Here is a 26,671-nt window from a genome sequence, read left to right as displayed (position 1 = left end):
GCAGTAAAGATAATAAAGAACACTTCAGGAGGCCGAAATCATGGCGACAAACAAAGTAAACATGCTAGCGGGCAAGCTGTACCTTGCCGGAGGCGGGGAATTAGCCCGAGACCATAAGAAATCCAGAATGCTCACCCGTTTGTTCAACAACAGTACAGAAGAACAGTTAGGATATAGAGTGGAATTGATCAAGGAATTATTCCGTTCTACAGGGGAATCCTTGCATATTGAGCCCCCTTTCCGCTGCGATTATGGCTGCAACATCACAATCGGCAATAACTTTTATGCAAATTATGACTGCATCATCATTGACGTGGCACCCGTAACCATAGGCAGCAATGTGTTATTTGGTCCAAGGGTAGGTGTATATACTGCCGGCCACCCCATTGATGCGGAAGTCCGCAATACTATGCTCGAATTTGGCAAACCGATTACTATTGGAAACAACGTATGGGTCGGCGCAAATACAGTAATAAATCCCGGTGTCAACATCGGCAACAACGTGATCATCGGTTCCGGGGCCGTAGTCACCAAGGATATTCCCGATAATGTTATTGCTGTAGGCAACCCCTGCAAAGTGCTTAGAACCATTACCGATGAAGACAAACAGCATTGGGAAACTCTCAAAGACGAATATTATAGAGACATTGAGATTGATCAATAAGCAGCATCAGAATCCGCCGATTTGGCGGATTTTTTTATATTATGCCTAGAGTGTGTCTTCAAACCGCTTCACCCGCCATCAAAACCTGCTGCTGTATGCCCTAAGGAATCATGGATACGGTACCCTTTTCTGATCACACGCGGAGAATGCCGTTTCGCTACTAGATAGGGAAGTCCAAACATTATCTGTAGTCACAGCCAATCCCAAAATAAAAGAATTATAATAGTGATTCCGCTCTTCTTCCGAAGGCGTGAGTGCGTCCGTATCCGGAAAGTGTATTCCTGGCTCTGAGCATAAACGGACCGAGTTGCACCTATTTGGGCATTTTTTCCTGTAACAGTAGGACAACGGACTCCAGCGCAGTTATTCCTCCCTGATGGCCGTTTTTAGATAGAATGCAGAACAGATAAGGTGTCGTCTGGGTCCGCAAAAGAGAATAAGCAGGGGTTTTTCTCTCCATAGCGTCTCCTGAGTCCGTCACGAGAAACGAACCTGCTGCGGGCTTTTTTAGGGACCCTACTTTCAATACTATTATCCCTGCTTCCCCAGAGCTCTTTCAGTTTGAAACACACTCTAGTAATTTCTTTCGCAAATTCAGAAATTAATAGTTTCTAAAAACCACTTGCTTTAAAAAAGTAATATGCTATAATAAACACACATAAGTTATTAGAAACTAAAACTAACAAATATCTCAGGAGGTAATTCAAATGACAAAGTTGAACATCGGTATTATACTAGGCAGCACTCGTCAAGGGCGGGTAAGTCCGCAAGTAGGTGAATGGGTAAAAGGAATCGCAGACGCTCGCGGAGATGCCAACTATGAAATCGTAGACATTGCTGATTTCAAATTGCCGCTGCTTGGTGAAAGTGATGATTACGCACCCGCTCAGGCTTGGGGAGCAAAGCTTGCCACACTCGACGGATTCGTATTCATTGCCCAGGAATATAATCACAGCCTTACGGGAGCACTCAAGAATGCACTGGATTCTGCCCGTGATGAATGGAATAATAAAGCTGCAGGTATCGTAAGTTATGGTTCTGCAGGCGGTGTACGCGCCGCTGAACACCTGCGTGGAATTCTCGGTGAACTGCAGGTTGCGGATGTCCGGGTACACCCGCTGTTGTCCTTGTTTACAGACTTCGAGAACGGTACAGTCTTCAAACCGGCTGATCTGCATACCGCAAATGTAAACGCGATGCTTGATCAAGTGCTGGCCTGGAGCGGAGCGCTAAAGACATTGCGTCAATAATAGAGGAACGGTATATCGGGCCACTTCACACCGTGAAGTGGCTTTTTTGCGTTATTCCCTTTCTCCTCTCCTCATCTCCTGGTGCCCAGCGCTAAAGCTTTAAAAGATCATGAGCCTTGGACCGCCCTCCGGCTAACCGCACGAATATCGACGCTGCCGCCAAAAATACAGCTACACCCGCAATGATCATAAAAAAAGAGTGGTCAAAAGCAGTACGGCTCGCCTCTTTCAATGCTTCAGACCATTTTAGGCAAGTTTCCTATGGTCAATTAATCAAGCGCATACTAAAGGTTTTAACAATTCCGACAACCTAATAAAACCATGATTCAAACAGGCTGTTAACGGGCCTATAGATCAGCATGACCAGAAGGAGCGGGCTTGGTACTTTGATTCTGTACAAGAAGCAGACGGTCGCACCAATGCCCATGATCCAGAGCATGCCCCAGACCAGCAAATCCCGGGTCTTGCTTCCCTGCTTTAGCAAAGGCACATCGACAGCTATACAGACAGCCGCAATAGCCAGAAATAACAGCAGCAACATTTCGCTCACTCCTTGACATCGTCAATAAAAGATTTGTCTGTAATACCGATCCGGTTAATCGTCATGGTGGCTTTGTAATGGACAGGCAGCGATTTCAGGTAATTATCCCCCTTTGTCTGCTGCAGCCTGGCCCAAGCTTTAGGATTGGCACGGTAGATCATCTGCCCAAAGCCCATGATATCCACATTGTAGCGCTCGTTAATTTGCTTGACGGCAGTTTCCATCCGCAGAATTATCCGCTCTTCCGATTTCCTTTCCAGTTGTCTAATCACACTCTCTGCCTCCATGTTATCCTTGCTATGGACTTCTTGCACATTGCACTCCGCCTTTACATGAATATAAATATGCGGTTCGCCGCCGACCATCTTCATTTTCCGTTTAGTGGTTGTCCGTATCGCTTCAATAACAATAGGCCGGCCGTCGTCCCCTATTAAATTACCTGAGGTTTTGACAACGTTATCGGTGATGTAATTGTAGCCGCTTGTCTCTTCATCACTTAACCACCCGACCATCCTGTCTTTCTTAAATACAGCTAAGCTACGGTATTTCAAACTGGCTTTAGGTACGCTCTGTTCCAGATTGCTCATCTTGTCGCCTTCGCTGGCATTGCCAACCACCTCCACTCCGGTCAACACCGGGTTAATTCCTACATAGAGCAGATCATCAACGAACTTGTTAAGGGAGACAGCAGTTGTTTTGGCTGATATCTTGTAGGATTTGTCCAGGGAACTAAACAATTTATTCGCCGGTATTTTATCAAGCGGGGTGAGAACCTTCAGCGCTTCTTCCGCTGTGGTCCCTTTCGCGACCATGACGTAATAATCATTTCGCGGCTCCCGGCTCCGCTTCAGTACATCAAGTATCTCAGCGATACCTGCCCGGGCTAGCTCTTCTCCGATCACCAGTACGCGGATATGCCCTTTGTAGGCGGTTCTCGAACTGATGAGAGTATATTGCCGGTCCGATTCATAGATCGTGGGCACTGTGAAGCTGGATACAACCACTGGTACCCCGCCGCCGCTTGTTCCTCCAGCTGTCTGTGAAGAAATCGAAGAAGGAATAACCACCTGCATCGTGACCCTGTAGCCGGATTCTGCCTTATCCAGTCCCATTCCCAGAATAAAGGCTATTTCATTTAATTCCTTTCTTTCCCAGCAACCGCTAAGCAGCAGGGGAATGAGAAGGGCAAGCAGCAGCCGAAGGACTTTACTTTTTATTGGGCTCATAAATCGGTTCCTTCCCTTTGGAAGTGTCTTGACGATTTAGATTCTGTACTTTCATGTTAGCCGGCCTTGTCTTTAAAAGCGGCCAAGGAAATCGGAAGATCGAATCCTTCAGATCTTTCGATTCGTATGGTCCGATCGGACTCATATAAGGCATGCCGAATGAACGAAGGCTTGCCAAATGCAGCACAATCAAAAACACGCCAAACAATATCCCGTACAATCCTATAAAACCAGCCAGCACGATAAATACAAAACGAATCATTCTTGCAGCAATAGCCATGCCCGACTCCGGTATGACAAAGCTGGAAATGGCCGTAATGGATACAATAATAACCATCGCCGATGAGATAAAACCCGCCGCAACGGCCGCCTGGCCAATGACCAGCGTACCGACGATAGAGATGGCCTGCCCTATATTTTTCGGTATTCTCACGCCCGCTTCCCGGAGAATCTCATACGTCAATTCCATAAGCAGCGCCTCTACGAATGCCGGAACCGGGACGCTCTCCCGTTGTGCGGCAAGGCTTATGACCAGACTGGTAGGGATCATCTCCTGATGATACGTAGTAACCGCCACGTAAAAAGAGGGGGCAAGCATCGTAATAAAAAAAGAAAGAAAGCGAACAAACCGCAGCAAGGTGCCAATATCGGACCGCTGATAATAATCTTCGGCAGATTGGAAAAAGGAGACAAAAAAGCAAGGCACCAGCAGGACAAACGGCGTTCCGTCCACAAGAATCGCCACTTTCCCTTCCAGAATTCCCGCCGCGATGGTATCCGGCCGGTCAGTGTTATAGATCGTCGGGAAAGGCGTGGCAGTCTTATCCTGAATAAATTCCTCGATATATCCGCTCTCCAGAATGCTGTCTGTATCTATTTGGTCCAGTCGGCGCTTTACCTCCAGCACCAAGTCAGGGCTTGCGAGATTAGTGAGATACATAATGGACACGCTGGTCTGCGTCACCTTGCCGATCTGGAAGGTTTCGAGCCACAGGTGACTGTCTTTTATTTTTCTTCGGATCAATGACGTGTTCGTTCTCATATTCTCTGTGAACGCCTCCATCGGCCCCCTCACAACCGATTGCGAGCTGGGTTCACTTACATTCCGGTCATCCCACCCGGGAAGCCCGATCCGCAGGGCACTAGATATTCCGTCCACCAGCACCATCACATTGCCCGACATCAGCTGATACGCAAATTGACTTAAATCATCAGTAACAGATAGATCTCCTGCGATTAGGATACGTTTCTGCAGAAGCTCAAACTTCTGTCCGGCATCAAGATCCCGCAGCAGCTCCGGGGCACAGCCTTCCTGAAGGGAAAAAAGAATAGAGTTATGCAGCACCTGCGTGTCTACAAGACCATCTATATAGATCACTGCAATTTGCGTACATGGATCCAGCTGTAATTCTTTGATTATCAGATCGGTGCTTTTCCCGAGCAATTGGGATAGCTGCTTCTGATTATCCTCTAGCCGGTGTGACAATGGGCTCCTAAGGATATCTTCCATAAAGTAACCTCCGTTTATCGTGAACAAACTGTCCTTAGTATGATGCGGAATTTGATAATTATCCCGTCCGTTTCCACCTCTATTATGTTTAGGATGCATAATTATGGAAGGATATTGCATGCTAAGGAAAATAATATTGAAACGCTTAAGAGGGCTTGCAGCAGATACGGAGGAATCACATGAGACTTGAAAAGGACCAGATCAGTACAGCTCAAATGATAGTACTCGGGCTTTTCACTCTTATTGGGGACATGGCGCTTGTATATCCTTCGATAATGACAGCAGGAGCTCACGAAGATGCGTGGATCGCCGGCCTCATTAGTATTCCCTTGGGTCTCGCAACCCTAAAGCTGATGATAACTACAGCCAATATTGATCCTAATAAAACAATTATCGAGCTTTCACAACAAATTTTAGGAAAATGGGTGGGTGGAGCGGTAGCTCTGAGTTATTTAATCTTTTTTCTCATTGCTGCCTCTACCTATGTCAGGGAAATTGAAGATTTTATGTGCACACAGGTTTACGAGGCGACCCCCGGGGGAGTTATCCGTTTCATGGCCATTTTTCTGCTGGTGTATGGCTTAAGACTGGGTCTGGAAACCCTGGGACGGGCGGCCCAGATTTTCCTCCCTTTCTTTACGGTTTTTCTGATCGGTCTGCTCGCTCTGCTGATTCCCGATATGCGTATAGAGCAGATCTATCCGATTATGAATACACCGTTTCCTGACTTGCTGCACACGGTCTTTTTCGGGGTATTTTATCCGTTTGGGGAATTATGCGTATTTTTAATGGTGTATCCCTATGCCAAAAAACAAAGCAATACAAGCCGGGATATATTCATCGCCCTGGTCATCGGAGGGGTTGGACTGAACCTTATTTTGTTTCTTTCCCTGACGGTGTTGGGCGCTTATTTCTCCGAGCACAACTTCTATGCAGCCTATATTCTTGCCCAAAGGATCAACATCGGCAATTTTCTGCAGCGGCTTGAGGCATTAATGGCTACCACATGGATTATTAGCACCTATTTCAAAACAGCGCTTTACTTCTACGCCTTTGTCTTAGGGACCGCCCAGCTGCTGAAGCTGAAATCATACCGTCCCCTAATTTTTCCGGTGGCATTTTTGCTTTACGGGCTGACCCATCTGATTGCAAAAGATATTATTTTCTACGTCAAAGAAGTCCCCGCCTACTGGGTAGACTGGGACTTCACTTATTCCATCGTATTCCCGCTAATGCTGCTCATTGTCTATCACATCAAAAAACGCATCTGAACTTACGCCCGTCCCGTACTGTAGCTCTCCTCCGGCCCAAGGCAGGTATAGGGCAGCGTGGAAGCAGACAGCACCAGCTTTTGCACAACCAGTCCGGCAGCGAGTCCGTAAAAACGGAGAGTATGCACACCTTGGGTCAGCGTATGGCAGGTGACGGGCGTATGAATATTGTCCATAACGGCGCGGCACCAAGGTTCATTGTCATGGTTGCCGCCTTCATAGTCCGGCGGCAGGGCATCCGCAATCACCGGAGTTTCGCCATCAAAACCTACCGCATATTTCAATCCTCTGACCGGTGACAGATTGTTCGTCGGGGCAAGATAGGCGGTCAAGGTGTACTCCCCGTCCTGACGTACCAGAATCCGGTACTCCAGATATGGTGCATGCTCCGGCCCGGCAAAAGATGCTCCGTCCGGGAACATTTTGACCGAGGATAAAGAACGGCCATAGTTCTCGATAATCCTCCATTCGACTCCGGCTTTCGAAACGCGGCTTAGAGCATGCTCCGCCTCAATTGCCACGATATTATGAGCTTCAATAAAGGTTGCCGGCGGCACATCCCGAATGTCAAACGAGTCCAAGGATACCTCGATCCTAACCGTTCCTCCGGCACCGGAGAGGGTAATTTCACCCGATTCCTTCCCCTTTGCTTTCTCCCAGTCCACACTTATCTGTATCGTCTTCCCTGTGTCAACCCACTCCTGCGTGCTATCCAGCCTGATCCAGTCCGCATTGCAGTCTGCCCGATAGATGAAGCCCGCCGCTCCGCCATTGCTGATCGTGATCTCATAGATCTCTTGGTGCAGATTGCTGAATACCGGGAGAGTAGCCGTACCCGTAACATATCCTTGCTCCGTTCCCTCTACATCAACGATCATTTGAGAATCCTGGCCAGGAATTATGTGCACCGCAGGATACTTCCACCCTTCTGCATCCCAGTGGACATACCCGACATGAGGGGAACTCATCATCCCCTGCCATTTCCCTCCTGAAAGCCGGGTGTTATAATAATGCTCCAGTTCCTTATCCCGCTCAATTGCTTCCGTTGTCAACTCCGCATAGGTGTTGGCCAGAACACTGCCCCGCTCAGCGTACAGCTTGCTCAGTCCGGCATAGATGTGCATTTTGACCACATTCGCTGAAGCCACCGCAGGATAATAGACAAGCTGATAATAGGCATCCTTCTGCGATTCAGGGATCAACGCCTTATAGGTATCGGCTGCGTTTTCAATTCCAAGCGCCAGCTGCAAAACTCTCTGCGCCTCGTGACCGTTCACAAGACTAAAGGTTGAAGTATTGATAATTTCCGGTTTGCGCCGGCCATTCATTCTAGTGTAATCCGATAACAACTGGCCGATTCCTTCTATACTTCCTGCCTCCAGAAAATGGCCGAATTGCTGCTCCACCCACCGTCTGGTATATTCGCCAGTCCGGTTGATTGCATAGCTCCCCCAAGCTTCAAAGTCATATGCCAAATCCAGAAAATAGGATATCGGCAATTCCATGGGCTTAAGGTCTCCTACATTAACGACCCATACCTCGCGAATGCCGTAATCGAACGCCATGGACATTTGCTCCCAGACCTTCTCCAGCGGAATGGTATTCACCCATTCATAGGAATGCGGACCACCATGATAGTCAAAATGATAATACATGCCCCAGCCGGCACTACGGTGCTGTTCGTGTACCGCAGGGATTTTCCGCAGATTGCCGAAGTTGTCGTCAGCCAGCAGAATCGTAACATCCTTCAGGACCTCCCAGTCCTTCAGTCCCTTTACCTCTGCATTGCCATACCAGTATTTCTCTACTTCCTTGTATACGGCGAGAATTTGCGGCGCATGGTCCAGATTGTATTTCCGTAGTAAGTCTTTCTGTGTCAGGATAATGTCCTTAAGCAGTTCAATATTCTCCCGGTCAGAACCCTCCAGTGCGGAATCGGCCTCCCCCCGCATGCCGAGGGTGATCAGGTTATGAAAGCTCTTATTGCGCTTGATTCCGTCTTCCCAGAAATCGGTGATCGCCTGTTTATTCCGGGCAAAATCCCACTGGTTGCTTGTTCCATACTGCTTGTATACCTTCTGCCATTCGCTGCCTGCCCGGAACAGAGGTTCATGATGGGAGGTTCCCATGATGATGCCGTATGCTTCAGCATGCCTAGCGTTGGCGATCGGGCTGCTTTTGCCGTTCAGGCTGAATTCAGCACTCCACATGGCTGGCCATAAATAATTCCCTTTCAGTCTGAGAATCAGCTCAAATACCTTATCGTAGAACTCTTCGTTGAAGCCGCCAAACGCCTGAGTCACCCAAGAGCCCAGGGAAGGCCAGTCGTCATTCAGAAATATCCCTCTGTATTTGACGGAGGGTTCCTTGGATGTGATATTGAGCTGTTCTGCAGAAAAAGCCAGCAGCGGCTTTTTGTCCGGGACAACATCCCCCCAGTATACCCACGGGCTGACTCCAATCCTTTCAGAAATTGCATAGATGCCGTATATCGTCCCCCGCTTATCACTCCCGGCGATAACCAGTCCCTGATCTACTCCGGGAACCGGATGTTCCACCCTCTGAATCCGGTAGCATTCCCGCTTGCCCTGAATGGAGGATACATCCAGAATCCCCTCTGCAATTAACGTATCAATGACATCATTGCTGCCAATCGATCCGGCAATAACAGCCGTTCCAGCCAGGTGCTCCTTTTGTGTAAGGATGGAAGGCTCTGTACCCGTCACGAGATGCACATCTGCGGCAAAAGACTTGGCCACCCGGTGCAATCCGTCATAATCCTCCCCCTTTGGATCTATGTAAATCTTGCCCGCGATCCCCTCTTTTACAAGCGTAAATTGCTTGACCGGCGAGGAACTGCGCTTTGTACGATTCGTTATCATTGCCATGTCGCTCCTTGTTTCTCTTGATTAATGTAGGTTCAGATAAAACTCTGCTTAGGCATATTATATAATTAAAGCGGTTTCAACCAACATGTACAAACTAAAGGACTTATTGTAATAACTATTGAGATTTATGAATATCGTTGAGCTCTCCAGGATTTCAAGTCTATAATGAAAGTGTTTACACTCTGGCATTGGAAAGTGAGGCTGGTTAAAGTGGAAGACTATAGCAAGGTCCATTCTGCCGGTAGAAATGAAGGTCCTAAGGCACCCAAGGACCCGGCTCAGAAAAGAAGCGGATTTTTCGTGCTGTTTGAAACAGCTATTGAGGCGACAGCGCGGGCTCAGGGCAGGCCATCACAGGAAATCTATCTCGAAGGCAGCTATCTGATAGATAAGGCCAAATATATAGGTGGAGTCACGGATGGGCAGATTCTGGATCTTCTGGGGAGCTGGACTGGATTTCGCCGTCTGGTTCATAGTATCGGGGTGTCCGTAAAGACAGCCAGGGCAGATACGGAGGTGTCTTTCCATCTCCAGAACTGGGGCAGAACGAGCAAGTATGAGACAGGCACCCGGCTGGTTGTTCCCTGCCCGGGCGACGGAACCGAAATCATGCTCAAGCTGGAGGATTACACATGGTCCGAGGATGATGAGTCTCCCGGCAAATTTGCCTTTGAATTCAGCCGGGAGGGTGAATTGGCGACGGTTAGCATTATTTTCTATCTGAATGACGGTTATGCCGTGCCTGAACTTACTGCTGAACCCTCGGTTTCGTTCGACTCGAATGAATACGGGGACATGATCGCAAAGTCCTTGATGCATTCAGGCAATAATACAAGACTGAGGGCAGCGATAGCAAAGGCAGTCAAAGGTGAGGACGTCACGGTTGCCTATATCGGAGGTTCGATCACTCAAGGTGCGGGGGCCAAGCCTATACATACCGGGTGTTATGCCTATCAGTCCTATTTAAGATTTAAGGAACTATTCGGCAAGGACGGCGGAGAGAACATTCATTATGTGAAGGCCGGAGTAGGCGGAACGCCATCGGAGCTTGGGGTCATCCGCTATGAAAGAGATATTCTCAGGGACGGTGCCGTAACACCGGACATCGTAGTGGTGGAATTCGCGGTAAACGACGAGGGCGATGAAACAAAGGGCAACTGCTTTGAAAGCCTCTGCCTGAAAATCCTTTCCGCGAGCAACCAGCCGGCCGTGATCCTGCTGTTCAGTGTTTTTGTGAATGACTGGAACCTCCAGGAACGGCTCTCCCCAGTAGGCATGCACTATCATCTCCCTATGGTCAGTGTAAAGAACGCAGTGACAGAACAGTTCCGTCTGAGCAAGGCTGAAGGTAATGTGATATCAAAAAGGCAATTTTTCTATGATATCTATCATCCCACTACTGAGGGTCACCGGGTAATGGCGGATTGCCTCGCCTTCTTATTCTCCGAGACCTATAAATCGCTTATGACCAGCGGGGATATCACTCTGGATAAACCGCCGGTTCTGGGGAATGATTTTGCCTGCACCCGGCTGCTGGACCGCAAGAGCCATATAGGCGCTGCCAGCATTGAAGCAGGCGGTTTTTCGGGAAGCGATACGGAATTGCAGATGGTGGAAATGGACGCGAATCCTTACGGGACCCCAGAATTCCCGCATAACTGGATGCATGAGGCTGCTTCGGGACAGGACAGCTTCAAGCTGACGATAACAAGCAAAAACCTTATCCTGGTATACAAGGATTCGGGCAGTCCCGAATTTGGAAAAGCGGACATTCTCGTCGATGACAAACTGGTGGTCACTGCTGATCCGCATGAGAACAACTGGACACATTGCAACCCGGTTATCCTGTACCAGAATGAGCTTAACTTGGAGCATGTGATAGAAATAAGAATGGCCGCTGGTGATGAGGACAAATGCTTCACGATCCTGGGCTTCGGCTATAACGTATAAGAGCTGAATATCTGTACAACCCATCAAGACAAATATCCTCGTACAGTTTCTGACCGTGCAGCATCCATTACAGGAAGCGAATATGTCATTAATGGCGGTACCATTCCGACAGTTTAATTGTTCGAACTAAATCCCGGAGGGTTCGTCCATACCAGGATGCTTTATACGTCAGTTGACGCACCTATTCGCCCCAGGACGCATCTGCGATGGACTTGGAGAGTTTGGGATTCATAAAGGCCGGCCAGCGGATCGCCCTGATACCACCAACAAAACGAGCAACCCGGCTTGGGCTGCTCGTTTTGTTCAGCTTTGTTACATTAGCCTTAGTCGTTAAACTCTACTATGAGAAATTGAACTGCTTCTTATAGTGCAAGGACCTTATCCAAGAGACGGATGATCATCACTACTGATTCGGCGCGGGAAGCAGCTTCGTTCGGTTTGAACGCTCCGTTGCCTTTACCCGATATGATACCTGCATTAGCAAAGGCATTGATTTGCTCTGCTGCCCAGTTCGTAGAGACGTCGGAAAATGGCGTCGATGTGCTGGTAACATAGTTCGTAAGACGAGCCAGCATAGTCACAATCTCCGCACGGGTTATCTCCTGCTTGGGATGGAACGAACCATCGGCGTAGCCCATAATCACTCCATTAGCCTGAAGCGCAACAATCGCTTCCGAAGCCCAATGCCCTTGCGTATCGGAGAACCCGGTCCCCCCCGAAGCTGTCAGACCAAAAGCTTTTACAAGCATTTCAGCAAACTCAGCGCGTGTTATTTTGGCTTCAGGACGGTATAAACCATCCGTATAGCCAGTTACAATCCCCATCAGGGCCGCGCGTTCAACGAACGCTGCACTCCACAGAGCTGCAGGTACATCCGGGAATTTAACAACAGAAGCTGTTCGCTCTTTCGCCACGATAGCTTTAACCTTATCAATGTTTACTCTATCGTTGAACACAGGTTTCGCTCCGGTTGGATTCGCAGGCTCGGCAGTTACAGCTGGTGTCGGCGTCGGTGTCTGTATCGGTGTTACTGTCGGCATTGATGTTGATGTTGGTGTCGGTGTTGCTGCCGGTGTCGTGCCTCCATTGTTGTTGCCTGTGGCCGCCGCTACCGAAACCGAAATCTCCTTCTTGATTCCCCCAAAAGATACTACGATTGAGGCCGTTCCTGTGCCAGCTGCTGTCACTACCCCTGTTTCACTCACAGTAGCCACAGAAGTCGCACTCGATACATAATTCGCATCCAAGGTCTTAAGGGCAGTAGAAAGATCCGAATACTTCGCCGTCACCGACAAGGCTTGCGTTTGACCTGCTTTCAAAGAGAGCGAAGCAGGGGTTACAGCCAGATCAACTAAGGTCAGAATTGGAACCTCAGTAACCACAATTGGAATCCCAATTGATTTGCCGCCGAACGAAGCCGTGATCGTTACCCCTTCACCCGCTGCAACGCCCGTAATAACACCCTCACCCGATACCGTGGCAATGGCAGGGTCCGAAGTCGTCCAAATGACCTGATCCGTTACAACTGTATTCACTGCATTGTCATATACTGCCGTGATAACAGAAGCAGCAGTCTGACCCGCTTGCAATGTGTGAGTGCCTGGATCGGCTGTCAGCTTAAGCAGAACAGGAACCGTACCTTCGGCCTGAACGGTTACAGAAATATTGACTGGCGACATGTTGCCGTAACCCGCCTGGATTGTAGCCCCGCCAATTCCAACAGCGTGAATGATGCCTTTGGCATCTACCGTAGCTACACTCTCATTCGAAGAAATCCATGTTGCTTGATTCGTGACATCGGCAAAGGAGTTATCGCTATAGGTAGCGGTAAGTACAGTCCCACGCTCGTCACCGACATTTAACGTCAGTTGGGCCGGTGATACTGCTACGGAAGTCACCTTTAGCTCATCCTTCTTCTCAATCGTGTAGTTGTCGATCAATTCTTCGCTTTCCGTAGTACGGGCTTGAATTATAATTTTATCATGGCTAACTTGAATTGCAGAGTATACCGGAACATCATCGTCAAACATGAAATTCAGATACTCATATTTTGTTCCATCGTAGAACTTCCAGCCAGATGCGCCTCCGTCCAAATAGACAGTCCCCTGCTCTCCGTTCAACAATGGCTTCCCTTCGCTCATTGGATAGGTGCGCGCGTACACGTGGTCGTGGCCTTCCAGCACCAAGTCTACTTTCAATTCTTCCAAAATAGGGGCAAAATATGTTTGTGTATATTCGATCATATTGCCGCGTCCATCTTCGGTATGATAAGCAGGTTTATGGAACATAACAATCTTCCATTTTTTATTGCTTTTCTGAATATCCTCACGAAGCCATGCTGCTTGCTTGTCCATGGTTACTTCGTCTGCTTCGGAGTTCAGCACAATGAAATGCACCTCACCTGAATCGAACGAATAGGCATACTCCTTCTGGATATCAGGCCCATTATTTGGAAGATCTAATCCCTTGGCAAAAATATCTTTGCCTTCCCCTTTAACATCATGATTCCCCATTGTGTAACTAGAAGGAATAGAGGATGCGTAGATCGATGAAGCTTCCCAGAACTGGTTCCACTCATTCAAGACCGACCCATCGTCAACCATATCGCCGCCATGCATAATGAACTGGGTGTCCGGATAATGAGTTAAAGCATTGCTGATCAATTGTTGATAAATTGCAAGCCCATTATCACCTTTAGTATGCGAATCGGTTACAAATACAAAAGAAACGGGATGATCCGGTACTGCCTCCAATGTCTTGTAATCGTACCATGTGCTCCAATGTCCTTCATAGCCGACTCTGTAATGATAATCCGTACCTGACTCGAGGCCAGTAACCAATGATTTATGGAACTTAATTTCGCCCAGAGGCCCACCTGCGACTTCATGAATGACCTCCACATCAGAAAGCGCAAGCTGCTCTATCGCTTTTTCTGGTGCATTAGTCAAGTCACTATTAACCAAATCGCTATCTTTCACATATTGGATAGATGTTTCTTGAACTCTAGGTGCCGTCTGCCACCCTACACTCATCATCGTACGCATATCTTCAGTAACAAAGGTTTGTACATATTTGGGATTGTCTCCACCAAACTGAGAAACAACGGTCATGCTGATACTCTCGCTGGTACCGCCATCCTTGACCGCTTGCACTTTCCAGGTGCCAATTGCAAGGTTAGCTAGTGACGTATGGATCTCCCCCTTGGCATCCGTCAAGCCCAACCCTTCGGTAAGATCCTTCTGCTGTACATCAGCGGATGGTATGTAACCGGTCTTGGTTCCATCCGGCAGATACACTTTTACGAATCCGGATGTATTTCCTGTTGCGGCAAAAAATTGCCCGTTTTTCTCTGCCGCCAGCAACACTGCGGACGAACTATCAGCGCTCGTATATATAGTGGAACCCTCAGCTGTTACGGTCACATAAGTCTGAGGGCCGCTTGCATCGGTAAAATCAATTTCCGCTCCTTCTACCGGATTTCCTGCGTGAGTTGTGACAGTGATTATATTCTGTGTTTGCAGGCCTGATCCCTTAACTTTTAGAGTGTACGGAAACCCGATCTTATAATTAACCGGTGAGGCAAAGGAATTCACCGAAGTGCCGCCTCCATACCCAAAACCGCCACCCACCATGGCAATCTGCTTATACTTCTCGCCACGTTCCATCTTCGCCGATCTACTCACGTCGAAATCGATGATTACCAGAGCATCTGCATGGTCCCCTTGCAGTCCCTCTGCACTAAACTCAACATAACCGCCTGCATTATCGATGGTAGTCTGCACATTGCTTAAATCGGAACGTGCGTTAATAGCATTCGCTTGCAGTGTCTCCGGATCGAACTTGATCTTAGCATGCACGCGCTTGGCTTCGCCTACATCCTTTGCCTTGAGCTTCAACCGGTAGGTCTCGTTGCTGACAGCTTCCGTTGGAGCTTCTAATGTAAACATGGCGCCATGCTCAATATTAAAAGCATAGTCTGCTGCTGCCGGATTGCCGGCCAGATCTTTAACCTCTGCCAGCACTTGATGATAGCCGCCGCCCAGCGGTATATCCGGGTGATAGGTTATCACCTTATTATTCAGATCATATGCATAGGCCGACGGTGCAACAGACTGGCCATCCACAGTTAACCGGATCGAGTCTGGATCGATACCCGACTTAGTATCATCCGCTGACAGGATAATATCGGAGACGGGGGCGTTCAAGATTTGATTGGGAGTGGGTGTAGTTGGACTTAATACGGGGACATCCATATCTTCACCAACCGGTTCATCATATATGAGCCTAACGTCATCAATCCAAATCGAGCCTTTATTCTTTTTGCTCATTTGTCTTTCTTTCATCTGGAAGTAGAACGCCAGGGTGCCCGGCAGCGTCAAATCAGCCCCTATTTCAGCCTCTACATACTTCCAGCCGCTCCAGTCTATACCTATCTCTTCACTTCTAATCTCATACGTTTTAGATTTTCCAGTGGATGAAACGTAGAACTTAGAGGTTAGACCATGTCCTTCGTTATTGGCGTATACCCACATCCCGATTTTTTTGGGAACTCTGTTTGTTAACGCCAACTGCGTTGCAGGCCCTACCGCAACTTGGGATGGATTATCTGTTACGCCAATGAAATCATAATCAATCCGCAAGGACTTTACCCCGTTACGAACGTATTTCGGATTCGTTTCAAGTGCCATACTGCCGCTATAAATGCGCGCACTGTCAAAGGTTAAGTCAGCTAAGCTAACCTTTTCGAAATCTTCTGCCATGACGATACCGCTAGGCTCCGCTGAATCCCCATAGACGGTCGATGACAATGAAAGGGAGGGCGGGATGAGCGGGAGCAGAACCGCCATTGCCAATACGCCGCTCAATACTCTCCTTACAAATGGATGATGATACCTCACTAACTTTCACGCTCCTTGTTGTCTGTTCTTGTTACTTCTAATCCTTTTTTTAAATAAAATTTTAAAGGATAAGTTATTACAGCATAACGCTGGAACATGTTCGTGAGATCATCGCAATGTAAGCAAGAAAAATTATTGAGGTTATCAAAACTCTTTTTGAATACCCTAATACCGGCTTGTTGCATAGTTAAACCCTTCAATTGGGCATGAACCGGTCCCGCCCGTGCTTTCTCCTTGGCGCTGATGTCATTGTCGAAGATAGTTTTCTATAAAATCCTCATCCAATAACATTATTTCTGCTTTTTTGCTGACAGCCTGCTTTCCAAGCTTAACATCAGCGTATGGCAGCCAACCATCATACCAGGTTCATTTCGGCTATGACAGGTTCCGCGATCTATAGCGCTGCGCATTACTGGTTTATAAGCGGAGAACAAGATCGAACCGATCTACTTGTAGTTACTGTCCGCTCCTACGTTATGAACGGTTTAAGGCTCTGATCGAAACTGCATTGAACTGTTACCAGAAGAAAAAGAGCCGCAGATACTTCTCTGGGCTCTTCTATATCATTCTGAATAATTACCTCATGTATACATCTTACTAAAACACACGCTTCTTCTCCCGCTCATCAATCAATATCTGCACCGATTCCTTAAATCTTAGCGCATGCACAATCTCCCGCTCGCGCAGGAACTTCAGGCTGTCCTGCAGGTCGACGTCATCGGTCATGTCAATTAGCCATTGGTATGTAGCCCGGGCTTTCTCCTCAGCGGCAATGTCTTCATAGAGGTCAGCCAGCGGATCGCCTTTGGCTTGGATATAGGCCGCGGTGAACGGAACACCCGCGGAGTTCTGATAGAACAGCGCATGATCACGCTGCGCGTAGTTAGGACCAAGACCCGCAGCCTCCAGCTCCTGCACAGATGCATCCTTGGTCAGCTTGTAGATCATGGTGGCAATCATCTCCAGATGGGCAAACTCCTCCGTTGAAATGTCCGTGAGTACGCCGATAACCTTATCGGGAATCGCATATCTCTGATTCATATAACGAAGTGCTGCCGCCAGCTCCCCGTCCGCCCCTCCATATTGCTCCATCAAATACCGCGCCATCCGCACATCGCATTTGCCGACACGTACCGGGTACTGCAGTTTTTTTTCATATATCCACATTCGGGAATGAACCCTCCTTATAGTTTTATTCGCCTAGCCGCTTCGCCGGGATCAGCGTACCGCTATACCTGCCAAGGCCAAGGACTCTGGCTCCATTCCCACGGACATTTGGAGTAGGCGCGGCCAAAGTTCTGCAGCGGGCCGTACAGCTCCTGAAATTGATTGGCCAGCCGGGTGCGCTCCTGGGTCAGCTGATTGAACTGTTCAATCGCTCTTAAGTCCTCCGGATGGGTATCCAGATACAGGTTAAGCTCCACCAGGGCAAAATCCAGAACCTGCAGCTGCTCCAGCATTTCATAGTAACGGGGCTCGCAAGGATTTGCTTCCATCGTCCTAAATTCCTCCTTTGCCGGCTTTGGATTCATACGGGCTGAACAACGCGGGCCAAAGTGTACCCGCCCTTAGTGCTTCAGGTAACGGAAACTGCGGCAATCCCGGGGGCTGAAAGGCAATAAATTGGTTAGGCGGCACAACATACGTTTTGAACGGCACCGGCGGACAAGGGTCAAATGGTCCCCTATACGGTGTCCATACACGTTCCTGGGAGTTCAATAGATACACCCTCCTCAAAGTTTTGTTAGCAAATACTTCCTTGATTCAGCTTCGTACAAACCACGCTTAGAAAGCATTCACTTGATTTACTTTTCTTCTGAACGCACATCTCTTCGTAACTAATTTATGACTGGCTGGGGTGGAATCAGAACGCCCACGCAAAAAAACCGCACCTTTGCAAAGAGAAAGATTTCTCCATGCAAAGATACGGTTATTAAAATGTCATGCTGCAATGAACCGGCAAAATCATCAAAGCTTATTCCTTTTCTTCATCTGTCCCGGTATCGTCCTCTTCACTGACAAGTAGCTTTTCCCGGTGGATATTGATTCTTGTAATCCGCAATCGGGTGGATTCTTCTACTTCAAAGGTGACATCGTCCACAACAACCCGCTTACCCTTGGACGGATTGCCCTCCAGCTCTTTGAACAGCCAGCCGCCGATGGAATCGACCTCATCATCCTCAATAATCACACCCGTAAGATCGTTGACATCCTCAATCAGCATCCGGCCCTCAACTGAGATATAATCTCCATTGCGCTCGACGCTCGGACGTTCGTCCTCGAATTCATCATGCAGATCACCGACAATTTCTTCAAGAATCTCCTCAGCAGTCAGAAGTCCGGCTGTACCCCCGTATTCATCGACAACCAATGTAAGCTGGGCTTTGTTCTTCTGCATCAGGCGCAGTGCATGGCTGATCTCCATCGACTCCGGTACGTTCAGAATCGGGCGGACCAGCGAAGCCAGATCATTCTGCTGCTCTAAAGGTGCGAATAACAGATCGGTAATGTGGATGAAGCCGATAATCCGGTCCTTATCCTCGTTGGCAACCGGATAACGCGAATGTTTCGTCTCCGTAATGATCCGCATATTCTCTTCCAGTGTAAGATTGCTATAGAGCACATCCATATCGGTACGCGGAAGCATGACTTCACGGGCAAGCAAATCGGAGAATTCAAAAATGTTATCCATCAGCTTCATCTCGTCTTTATCAATGACACCGCTCTTGGCGCTCTGATTCATCAGAATCCGGATTTCCTCTTCCGAGTGAGCCGCCTCGGCTTCACTGGCCGGTTCAACCCCCACCAGTCTAAGAAGAGCATTGGCGGATGCATTCAGCACCCAGATAAAGGGCAGAAACAGGTTATAGAAGAACATTAGCGGTGCAGAGAGCAGCAGCGCGGAGCCTTCAGTTTTTTGGATCGCCAGGGACTTTGGAGCAAGCTCACCCAGCACAATATGTAAAAATGTAATAATGGAAAACCCGACAATGACAGACACAGTGGAAATCAGTGTATGATCGGTAACGCCGAGCTGAAACATTAGCGGTTCGACCAGCAGCTCTGAAATGGCCGGCTCACCAACCCAGCCGAGACCCAAAGAGGCGAGGGTAATGCCGAACTGGGTCGCTGACAGGTAGGAATCGAGCTTTTTGTTGACCTTCAGCGCGTATCCAGCCATCTTGTTGCCTTCACTAACGAGCTGGGTCAGCCGGGACTGTCTCACCTTTACCAGCGAGAACTCCGCCGCTACAAATATACCATTCAACAATACAAGCACCAGAACCAGCAAAAGATTAAGCAGCAATCTTCCTATGTCAAATTCCGTATGCACCACTATAACAACGCCTCGTTTCTACAGAGTGATCGCTTTCCTTGATTTAAAATCTACCTCTGGATAATACATATCAGCCACCAAAAGGTTAGGCCCGCAGCAGCCGGCTTCATCACAGTGGCAATTCACTTTCTGATTAAGCGGATGCTTAGTCTGCCACTCGGCGAAAATGTCATCCAGCTTGCTGGTGCTGATGTTGCCAAAGGCGGAAATATCGGCAAAATCCGTGACAAACACATCACCTGTAAATAAATTTACATTCACACGGTTTCTTCCGTCCGGATCATTGCGCAGCGTCACATTCTTCTCGGTACGCAATCTGCGCAGCAGCTTTTGATCCTGCTCCAGGAAGCTGCAGGCAAAAAACGGCAGAGTGCCAAACAGCATCCACATCTCCGGATCGCGGTGATCCAGCAGGGAATGAATGGCATTACCCATCTCCTTCAGAGACAGCACAGGGAGCGAAGAGGCAAAGCTGGAAGCGTACATCGGATGCACCTCATGCCGTCTTGCGCCCATATCGCCAATCAGCTTATGAATTTGAGGCAGCTTGGTGTGTGTACGGTAGTTAATCATAGATTCTGCTGAGATCAGCATACCGTCTTCACTGAGCCGCCGTGAATTCTCAAGCATCGTGTCATATAAACGATACGCCGCTTCACGTGACACCGGATGGCCGCTGTTGGCGAAGCCTACCTCATGGAAGTCGTCTCCGTTCACATAATTGAATGAGATATGCATCACGTCAAGATACGGCAGCAGCTGCTCGTAACGGGCGTAGGGCATAGTCAGATTGGAGTTGATCTGCGAACGTATGCCCCGCTCACGGGCATATTTCAGCAGCGGTACGATGATATTCTCTACCGTCGATGCGCGGAACATCGGCTCCCCGCCGGTAATACTGATCGTTTGCAGATGTTCTACCTGCTCCAGGCGGTCCAGCATATTCTTCAGCGGCAGCATTTCTCCTTCTTTCATCGTCAGGCTGTCGCCAACCGCACAATGTTCACAGCGCATGTTGCATAGATTGGTAACCGTCATCTCCACACTGGTCAATACATGCCGTCCATGCTTGCGCAGTGAAGTAATCGGATCCCATGGATCGTAGCTCGGCGACAGTTCACGGACAGTTGTGGAGGATGGTTCTAATATACTCATTTCTTATTGCTCCTTTAGTGCGTATTCCTTATTATTAACCCAAAATAAATCAAAAAGAACGTTGACTTAACCTATATCATACCACGAGCAGCAAAAAAACTGCACTTTCCGGCAATTATGCCGCTCCAAGCGGTGTAATTGCCGGATCCTTTTGTTGCGGCCCGGGGAACCTTTCTTTAGGAAGAGTATAAAAAACAGCGGGGAAGAAAGCAGGCCGCACCGCTGCGTACCCAGCTTTCTTCCTCGCTGCGAAACGGCAGGAAGCCGAAAAGACAGCTCCCTGCCGCCAACATCCGTTAGGTCACCTTCACCATTGATTGATCCTCATCTGACACGCCGATGATCACAACGGAAAGTGCTCTGCCAAGATCCCGTTCAAAGGGAATAACCGCCTCACCTTCGGGGCCGGCAAATACCCGCACAACCGGCCTGTGAGGGATACTGGGATCAATTTTGACCACGACGCCGCTCTCACCGGTGCTCAGCTTCACTGTGAGCCCAAGCGGGTAGATCGCTACACGGTCTCTGAACAGCTCCAGCTGGTTTTGCTCATACAATGTCCCTGATCCGACATACAGCGCCTCTACTGCCTGATGCGGCAGCATCGCTTTTTTATAGATCCGGTTCGAGGTCATGGCATCATAGGAATCAGCTATCCCCAGCCACTTGGCGTATTCATGAATTTGCGGACCGGTCAGCCCGCGGGGGTAACCGGAGCCGTCAATACGTTCATGATGCTGCAGGGCACAATGCGCCGCGAGCAGCGGGATATTCGGCTCATCCTTGAGAATGCGGTATCCGATTTCAGTGTGAGCCTGCATATGGCGGAATTCCTCGTCGCTGAGCATCCCCGGCTTCTGGATGATTTTGACCGGAATCTGCGTTTTGCCAATGTCATGCAGCAGCGAGCCCAGCCCAATTACCCGCAGCTCCTCTTTGCTGTAGCCATGGGCAATTCCAAGCACCAGCGTATACAGACAGACATTAAGCGAATGGACATACAGATAGTTGTCAGCTGTATGCATATCCGCCAGCATAATCATCGGGTCCTCTAGTGATGACATGTCTTCCAGAATGGAGTCCATCATCTTGGAGAATTTTTTGTCGAGATGATAGAACCCTTTAGTTATGCCGGAAGCACCGGACATATCCTGAAACTGGCTCCTAATGACCTTCAGCGCCTGATTGCGCGTCTCATCATGCAGCATTCCAGTAATTACGATATCTTCCGTGATGGCATCCTCTATATAGATATAGCCGATGTCGATCCTAGCCAGCCGCTTAATTAAGGCATCCGTAAGTTCTATTCCGTCCGCTAACAGAACAAGTCCATCATCATTATAAATTTTTTTACCCAGCTTCATTCCCGCCTGAAGCCGATTCACGGATACTAAACGCACCTTGGCTCACTCCTGCCTTTAACGGTAAATTACTATTCTGTTTCAAAATCCTAGGGTCAACACGCTGTGTCTATACCGTTGCCTTGAGCGATCCGGCAAGAAATTTGTGATGAACGGTTACATCCTTGCCGGTACCAAGTTTTTGGAGATTAACGCATAATAAACAGCCAGAAAACAGCTGCGAGGATAAACCGGTAGATCGCAAAGTGCGTCGGTCTGATCTTTTGAATCAGCTTCATGAACAGAATTACGACCACATAAGCGACTATAAATGAAATTACGAATCCAATGGCAAAATCCCAGATAGTATCACTTGTAAAATACTTGTACGAATCCAGCAGCTCATAACCCGAAGCCGCACACATAATCGGAATGGCGATGAGGAAGGAAAAATCCGCCGAAGCCTTATAGCTGACACCGCTCAGCATACCGCCTGAGATTGTAGATCCGGAGCGGGAGAAGCCGGGCCAGAGTACGGAAATAATCTGATACATGCCGATAGCCAGCGCCTGCCCGTAAGATAGATCATCAAGCTCATGCGCAGTTACACGGATCTTGCGTTTGTTCACCCATTCTGCAACGATCATTAGAATCCCGCCGGCGACCAGGGCCCATAACACCGTCGTAGCCCCGAAAAGCCCCTTGATAAAGTCACGGGCAAAAAATGCCACGGCCAGCGCCGGAGCAATTCCGAGAATGATATGCACCAGATTGAGACGTGAAGCAGGCATCACACCGCCTCTGCCTTGACGGCTGCGTCCGATCCCCAGCAAATTCAGAACCCGCTGGCGGTAGACTAGCGCAATGGCCAGAATCGCACCGAGCTGAATGACAATTTCGTATGTCTTCATTATCGGCTCTTGCTCGTTATAGCCTAATAGTTTCGTGGTAAGAATCATGTGGCCTGTCGATGAAACCGGAATAAACTCCGTAATCCCCTCTACAATAGCCAGAATAATTGCTGTAATAGTATCCATCTTAGCCTCCTGTTCTTGAACATATGAAACTTGTTGCAGCTTGTTGCTCTAGATTTACATATGTAGGTGGTGCCACATTAAGTCGCTCTGCTCTCCCAGCGGACGAGCATACATTCCTCAAGACTTCCCGGACGCTGCAGCTCCATCCGCAACAGATCGCGCAGAAAATGTGGCAGCAGATACACTGTATCACGCCCGTTAGCGATACTCTCATATCCGCTCCGAAAAGTGAACATGTCCAAAGTCCCTACTTCATATTCCCGGCTTTCCTCCAGCGGTTCTCCATCGACAAAAACGGCAATATCGTTATCATAAGGCATGACCGCCGGATCGTACAAGATTTTTAAACCATCCACAGCCAGGCTTCCCAGCACGTTCCCCCGGAAACCATAGCCAAAGATTGCCTTATTACAGAACTCGTCTGACAGGCTTTGTTCAAGCGCCGTGCGGATGTCTTTGCCGGCAAGCTTGATAGTACAAGGATTAATCGGTGAGGGACAGAGCGCATGAAGCATCCCTGCAGTGATATTCCCCTTCGGAAGCGGCCCGAGCAGCTGTCCGGTATTGACTAATGAGATCGGACTGCCTGTGAAACGCCGCACCGCCTGCGCCAGCAGATTGCCAAAGGGTGATTCGCCCTGCAGATCCAGCGGCAGCCCGCGGTCACTGATCGCCACCGTTTCATCAAGCACTTCAAGACCACGCTGCAAATTCATCTTTACGGCAGGAGCAATAACACCCTCGCTAAGATTGGGATCAACAGCAATGCATCCGCCGTTCAAGAACTTGAACGAATCTCCAGGAGCTGTCCGTTCAAACACAAGCCTTCCTACATAGCGGCCGAATTTCCCCGCACCGCATACGGCGGTCCCGTTAATGAGGAGCGGCGTTTCCAGCATATGATGCGTGTGTCCGCCGAGGATCGCATGCACACCTTCCAGCTTCTCCGCCAGCGCCCGGTCTGCAGGCAGGCCAAGGTGAGAGAGAATAATGACAAGGTCGACCTGCGGGGCCAGAAGACGGCACTCCTCACGCAGCGCCTCCTCAGGGTCCATGACATCCCAGCCCATCAAGGAATAGAAGGAAGTGAAAGCTGCCGTAGCTCCCGTAATCCCGATTCTGATGCCTTCCTTTTCCACAATCGTATGGCGTTTGATCCAGTGAGGAGGTTCTCCTGTCGACGAATCCAGGAAATTACAGCACACCACCGGGCACTGTAGGCCGGTAAATACCGCAGACAATGTCTCTTGCGCATCTCCCTGCGAGAAGGTCAGTCCTTCGTTGTTACCGATGGTGACAGCGTCGTATCCGGTCAAGTTAAGAATATCAATGTTCGCCTGGCCCATAGTCCCTTCGGTTTCCACAGCTGCCCGGTCCATATGATCCCCGATATCCACGAGCAACACGGGATCTTCGCCTGCCTCAGCCTTTAGAAGTTCTATCTGCGCAGCAATCGGACTCATCATTTCGAAGTGGCTATGTATATCATTCGTATGAAATATGGTCAATCTTTGCGGCGCGGATTCCATCAGCTTCTATCCCTCCCACCTGTTTAGCCGTTCTGAATGTAGCGGCAGGTGTCTCATCTTATAAGACCTAGCATAACATTTTCAGGGCTAATATGGTATATTTGAATCATTATCAGAACCTACGAGGTGAATAAACCATGCATCTAACTATACGTCTTTTTGCCGGGCTGGCCGAGGTAATCGGCTCTTCCACCCTGTCCTTTCACATTCACGATAACTCCGTAACTGCGGGCCGTTTAAAGGAGCTTCTCTCTGCCTCCTACCCTGATGCGGCGGCACAGATCAGCGTTTCTTTGGTAGCTGTTGACCATGAATACGCTCCTGATGATACTGAGATCTCCGAAGCCTCCGAAGTCGCCCTGATACCTCCCGTTTCCGGAGGAGAAGCCGAACCCTCAAGGAGCGAGACTGAAGATGGTCTGTTCAGTATTACCAGCCTGCCGCTGAATGCAGAAGCTCTTCTGGATAAAGTGCTTGACAGCGATCACGGAGCTTCCTTGGTCTTCGTCGGAACTACGCGTGAGATGACCGGAGACCAGCGGACAACAGCGCTCCATTATGAGGCTTACATCCCGATGGCGCTTAGCAAGCTGCAGGAAATCGGCAGGGGGGTTCAGGAACACTGGAACGCCCGTTGCGCCATTGCGCACCGGATAGGACTCGTAGGGCTTAAGGAAGCCAGCGTTATTATTGCGGTGTCAGCGGCGCATAGGGATGTCTGTTACGAAGCGAGCCGCTATGCTATCGAGAAACTGAAAGCCTCCGTTCCCGTGTGGAAAAAGGACATCAATGAATCTGGAGAACAGTGGCTCGGTTCTGACCTAAATGCACAGAAATACCAGATAGATTAACCAGTAATTCAAAACCATTGAATATTGCCGACTTTGTTGCTATGCTGGGAAAAATAGCTAATGTAAGGTGGCATATTCATTGAGAGTACACGTCATGGATCTTAAACCGGGTGATTGCCTGCGGATGGACACCTTTAATTCAAGAGGGCTGCATGTATTACCTAAAGGATCATCTCTCCAGATCGAGGAGATAGCCAAGCTGATACAGCATGGCGTTGATTATGTTGATATCGAGGAGGCGCATGTAGAACCGGTCCCAATCAGCAGGTCTTCCATCATTCAGGCCGTAGCCGCCAACTTTGATACAAGTATTGAAGGCTTCGAATCGGTATATACCGAAGCGTTAACCAAAGGGAGCTTTAATCAAACCGTAGTGGACGATATTCTCCAGCCGTCACTGAACTCCTTAGATAAACACAAGGATGTAGTCTCTCTGCTGCTTCTGCTGGACCGGGATGATAATTACACTTATAACCATTCACTTCAGGTGGGCATGCTTTCTTATTATATCTCCTCATGGCTGGGGTATTCCAAGAAAGAGTGCTACGAAATCGGCCGGGCCGGATACTTGATCGATATCGGAAAATGCCGGATCTCCCCCTCCATTCTGAATAAGCCGGGCAAGCTGTCCCCGGAGGAGTATGATCAAGTCAAATTACATACGATTTACGGTCACGAAATTATCCGCAGCTCCATGAACGATCCTCATACCGCATTGGTTGCCCTGCAGCACCATGAGCGTGAAGACGGCTCCGGGTACCCCAACAGCCTTACGAAATCAGACATCCACCCTTATGCCCAGATTGCTGCCGTAGCTGATATCTACAGCGCAATGACCACTGACCGTGTTTATCAATCTAAGCAAGAACTGATCTCCGTACTGCGAGAAATCAACAATCTCAGCTTCGGCAAGCTTAACGGCAGACCTGTACAAGCCTTTATCCAGCATTTAATGCCTAATTTCATCGGTAAACGTGTGCTGCTGAGCACGGGAGACATGGGTGTCATTGTCATGAACAATCCGCTGGATGTTTTCCGCCCGCTTGTGCAAAGCGAAGGCATATTCCTTGATTTGTCCCGCGAGCGCAAAATCGCGGTGGTTGAAATCTATATGGAATAGTTAACTTTGGTTTAAATATCCCCACGCAAGAAGAGGTTCCCTTTCGCCAAGACCAAGACGGCTGAGGGAACCTCTTCTTTATCATCCATAGTTTAGTGCTTGTG

19 protein-coding genes are annotated in these 26,671 nt (G+C 48.8%); 6 read left to right on the top strand and 13 right to left on the bottom strand.

The features are described from left to right. Positions 1–40: 40 nt before the first annotated feature. Positions 41–664 carry a sugar O-acetyltransferase gene (locus NST07_RS09715; protein WP_341377876.1) on the top strand — a complete coding sequence of 208 codons (624 nt, stop codon included), beginning with the start codon at positions 41–43 and terminating at the stop codon, positions 662–664. 707 nt (positions 665–1,371) lie between these two features. Beyond that, a complete protein-coding gene (locus NST07_RS09710; protein WP_076113308.1) occupies positions 1,372–1,914 on the top strand; it encodes an NADPH-dependent FMN reductase in 543 nt (180 codons plus the stop codon). 310 nt (positions 1,915–2,224) lie between these two features. Here NST07_RS09710 and NST07_RS09705 read toward each other — a convergent pair whose 3' ends face one another. Genes NST07_RS09705 through NST07_RS09695 form a run of 3 tightly spaced genes read right to left on the bottom strand, consistent with a single transcriptional unit; the run spans position 2,225 to position 5,191 of the window. Then, the gene (locus tag NST07_RS09705; protein ID WP_341091384.1) at positions 2,225–2,455 is read right to left on the bottom strand and encodes a hypothetical protein; all 231 of its coding nucleotides are present in this window, start codon (positions 2,453–2,455) and stop codon (positions 2,225–2,227) included. Between the two features lie 5 nt (positions 2,456–2,460). Then, on the bottom strand, positions 2,461–3,681 hold the full coding sequence (locus NST07_RS09700) for a Ger(x)C family spore germination protein (protein WP_341091383.1): 1,221 nt from the start codon (positions 3,679–3,681) through the stop codon (positions 2,461–2,463). Continuing rightward, the gene (locus NST07_RS09695) at positions 3,662–5,191 is read right to left on the bottom strand and encodes a spore germination protein (protein WP_341091382.1); all 1,530 of its coding nucleotides are present in this window, start codon (positions 5,189–5,191) and stop codon (positions 3,662–3,664) included. The genes NST07_RS09700 and NST07_RS09695 overlap by 20 nt, the downstream gene beginning before the upstream one ends. Positions 5,192–5,370: 179 nt before the next feature. Between NST07_RS09695 and NST07_RS09690 the strand changes: the two genes are divergently transcribed. Next, the gene (locus NST07_RS09690; protein ID WP_341091381.1) at positions 5,371–6,462 is read left to right on the top strand and encodes an endospore germination permease; all 1,092 of its coding nucleotides are present in this window, start codon (positions 5,371–5,373) and stop codon (positions 6,460–6,462) included. Positions 6,463–6,464: 2 nt separating this feature from the next. Here the strand turns inward: NST07_RS09690 and NST07_RS09685 are convergent, their stop codons facing one another. Next, positions 6,465–9,344 carry a glycosyl hydrolase 115 family protein gene (locus NST07_RS09685; protein WP_342481440.1) on the bottom strand — a complete coding sequence of 960 codons (2,880 nt, stop codon included), beginning with the start codon at positions 9,342–9,344 and terminating at the stop codon, positions 6,465–6,467. 171 nt (positions 9,345–9,515) lie between these two features. Between NST07_RS09685 and NST07_RS09680 the strand changes: the two genes are divergently transcribed. Next, on the top strand, positions 9,516–11,300 hold the full coding sequence (locus tag NST07_RS09680; RefSeq protein WP_342481439.1) for an SGNH/GDSL hydrolase family protein: 1,785 nt from the start codon (positions 9,516–9,518) through the stop codon (positions 11,298–11,300). Positions 11,301–11,662: 362 nt separating this feature from the next. Here NST07_RS09680 and NST07_RS09675 read toward each other — a convergent pair whose 3' ends face one another. The 9 genes from NST07_RS09675 to NST07_RS09635 form a co-directional block, all read right to left on the bottom strand. Next, positions 11,663–16,198, bottom strand: a complete 4,536-nt coding sequence (locus NST07_RS09675; protein ID WP_342481438.1) for an S-layer homology domain-containing protein — start codon at positions 16,196–16,198, stop codon at positions 11,663–11,665. 597 nt (positions 16,199–16,795) lie between these two features. Further along, positions 16,796–17,365: a manganese catalase family protein gene (locus NST07_RS09670; protein WP_341091374.1), complete on the bottom strand. Its 570-nt coding sequence runs from the start codon at positions 17,363–17,365 to the stop codon at positions 16,796–16,798. A 62-nt stretch (positions 17,366–17,427) separates the two neighbouring features. Continuing rightward, the gene (locus NST07_RS09665; RefSeq protein WP_038588588.1) at positions 17,428–17,694 is read right to left on the bottom strand and encodes a spore coat protein CotJB; all 267 of its coding nucleotides are present in this window, start codon (positions 17,692–17,694) and stop codon (positions 17,428–17,430) included. Positions 17,695–17,698: 4 nt separating this feature from the next. Continuing rightward, positions 17,699–17,917 (bottom strand): spore coat associated protein CotJA, encoded by a 219-nt coding sequence (locus tag NST07_RS09660; RefSeq protein ID WP_341377872.1) that lies wholly within the window; start codon positions 17,915–17,917, stop codon positions 17,699–17,701. Between the two features lie 256 nt (positions 17,918–18,173). Continuing rightward, positions 18,174–19,538 (bottom strand): hemolysin family protein, encoded by a 1,365-nt coding sequence (locus tag NST07_RS09655; RefSeq protein ID WP_341097606.1) that lies wholly within the window; start codon positions 19,536–19,538, stop codon positions 18,174–18,176. Positions 19,539–19,553: 15 nt separating this feature from the next. After that, a complete protein-coding gene (gene yfkAB / locus NST07_RS09650) occupies positions 19,554–20,690 on the bottom strand; it encodes a radical SAM/CxCxxxxC motif protein YfkAB (RefSeq protein ID WP_341091373.1) in 1,137 nt (378 codons plus the stop codon). Between the two features lie 296 nt (positions 20,691–20,986). Next, a complete protein-coding gene (locus NST07_RS09645) occupies positions 20,987–22,090 on the bottom strand; it encodes an HD-GYP domain-containing protein (RefSeq protein WP_341091372.1) in 1,104 nt (367 codons plus the stop codon). Positions 22,091–22,239: 149 nt separating this feature from the next. Continuing rightward, positions 22,240–23,067 (bottom strand): undecaprenyl-diphosphate phosphatase, encoded by an 828-nt coding sequence (locus tag NST07_RS09640; RefSeq protein ID WP_038588572.1) that lies wholly within the window; start codon positions 23,065–23,067, stop codon positions 22,240–22,242. A gap of 77 nt (positions 23,068–23,144) precedes the next feature. Beyond that, the gene (locus NST07_RS09635; protein WP_342481437.1) at positions 23,145–24,596 is read right to left on the bottom strand and encodes a bifunctional UDP-sugar hydrolase/5'-nucleotidase; all 1,452 of its coding nucleotides are present in this window, start codon (positions 24,594–24,596) and stop codon (positions 23,145–23,147) included. A gap of 137 nt (positions 24,597–24,733) precedes the next feature. Between NST07_RS09635 and NST07_RS09630 the strand changes: the two genes are divergently transcribed. After that, positions 24,734–25,447 (top strand): molybdenum cofactor biosynthesis protein MoaE, encoded by a 714-nt coding sequence (locus NST07_RS09630; protein ID WP_341091370.1) that lies wholly within the window; start codon positions 24,734–24,736, stop codon positions 25,445–25,447. Between the two features lie 79 nt (positions 25,448–25,526). Continuing rightward, on the top strand, positions 25,527–26,567 hold the full coding sequence (locus tag NST07_RS09625) for an HD-GYP domain-containing protein (protein WP_342481436.1): 1,041 nt from the start codon (positions 25,527–25,529) through the stop codon (positions 26,565–26,567). Positions 26,568–26,671: the final 104 nt, after the last annotated feature.

Source organism: Paenibacillus sp. FSL L8-0340, from assembly GCF_038593145.1.
Lineage (GTDB): Bacteria > Bacillota > Bacilli > Paenibacillales > Paenibacillaceae > Paenibacillus_AQ.
This window is presented reverse-complemented; position numbering and strand designations above follow the sequence as displayed.

Coding starts and splice junctions, on each gene's coding strand:
- NST07_RS09705 (WP_341091384.1), bottom strand. CDS start 2,455: ATGTTGCTGCTGTTATTTCTGGCTATTGCGGCTGTCTGTATAGCTGTC.
- NST07_RS09635 (WP_342481437.1), bottom strand. CDS start 24,596: ATGGAATCCGCGCCGCAAAGATTGACCATATTTCATACGAATGATATA.
- NST07_RS09715 (WP_341377876.1), top strand. CDS start 41: ATGGCGACAAACAAAGTAAACATGCTAGCGGGCAAGCTGTACCTTGCC.
- yfkAB (WP_341091373.1), bottom strand. CDS start 20,690: ATGAGTATATTAGAACCATCCTCCACAACTGTCCGTGAACTGTCGCCG.
- NST07_RS09680 (WP_342481439.1), top strand. CDS start 9,516: ATGAAAGTGTTTACACTCTGGCATTGGAAAGTGAGGCTGGTTAAAGTG.
- NST07_RS09695 (WP_341091382.1), bottom strand. CDS start 5,191: ATGGAAGATATCCTTAGGAGCCCATTGTCACACCGGCTAGAGGATAAT.
- NST07_RS09685 (WP_342481440.1), bottom strand. CDS start 9,344: ATGATAACGAATCGTACAAAGCGCAGTTCCTCGCCGGTCAAGCAATTT.
- NST07_RS09710 (WP_076113308.1), top strand. CDS start 1,372: ATGACAAAGTTGAACATCGGTATTATACTAGGCAGCACTCGTCAAGGG.
- NST07_RS09670 (WP_341091374.1), bottom strand. CDS start 17,365: ATGTGGATATATGAAAAAAAACTGCAGTACCCGGTACGTGTCGGCAAA.
- NST07_RS09630 (WP_341091370.1), top strand. CDS start 24,734: ATGCATCTAACTATACGTCTTTTTGCCGGGCTGGCCGAGGTAATCGGC.
- NST07_RS09640 (WP_038588572.1), bottom strand. CDS start 23,067: ATGGATACTATTACAGCAATTATTCTGGCTATTGTAGAGGGGATTACG.
- NST07_RS09665 (WP_038588588.1), bottom strand. CDS start 17,694: ATGGAAGCAAATCCTTGCGAGCCCCGTTACTATGAAATGCTGGAGCAG.
- NST07_RS09690 (WP_341091381.1), top strand. CDS start 5,371: ATGAGACTTGAAAAGGACCAGATCAGTACAGCTCAAATGATAGTACTC.
- NST07_RS09700 (WP_341091383.1), bottom strand. CDS start 3,681: ATGAGCCCAATAAAAAGTAAAGTCCTTCGGCTGCTGCTTGCCCTTCTC.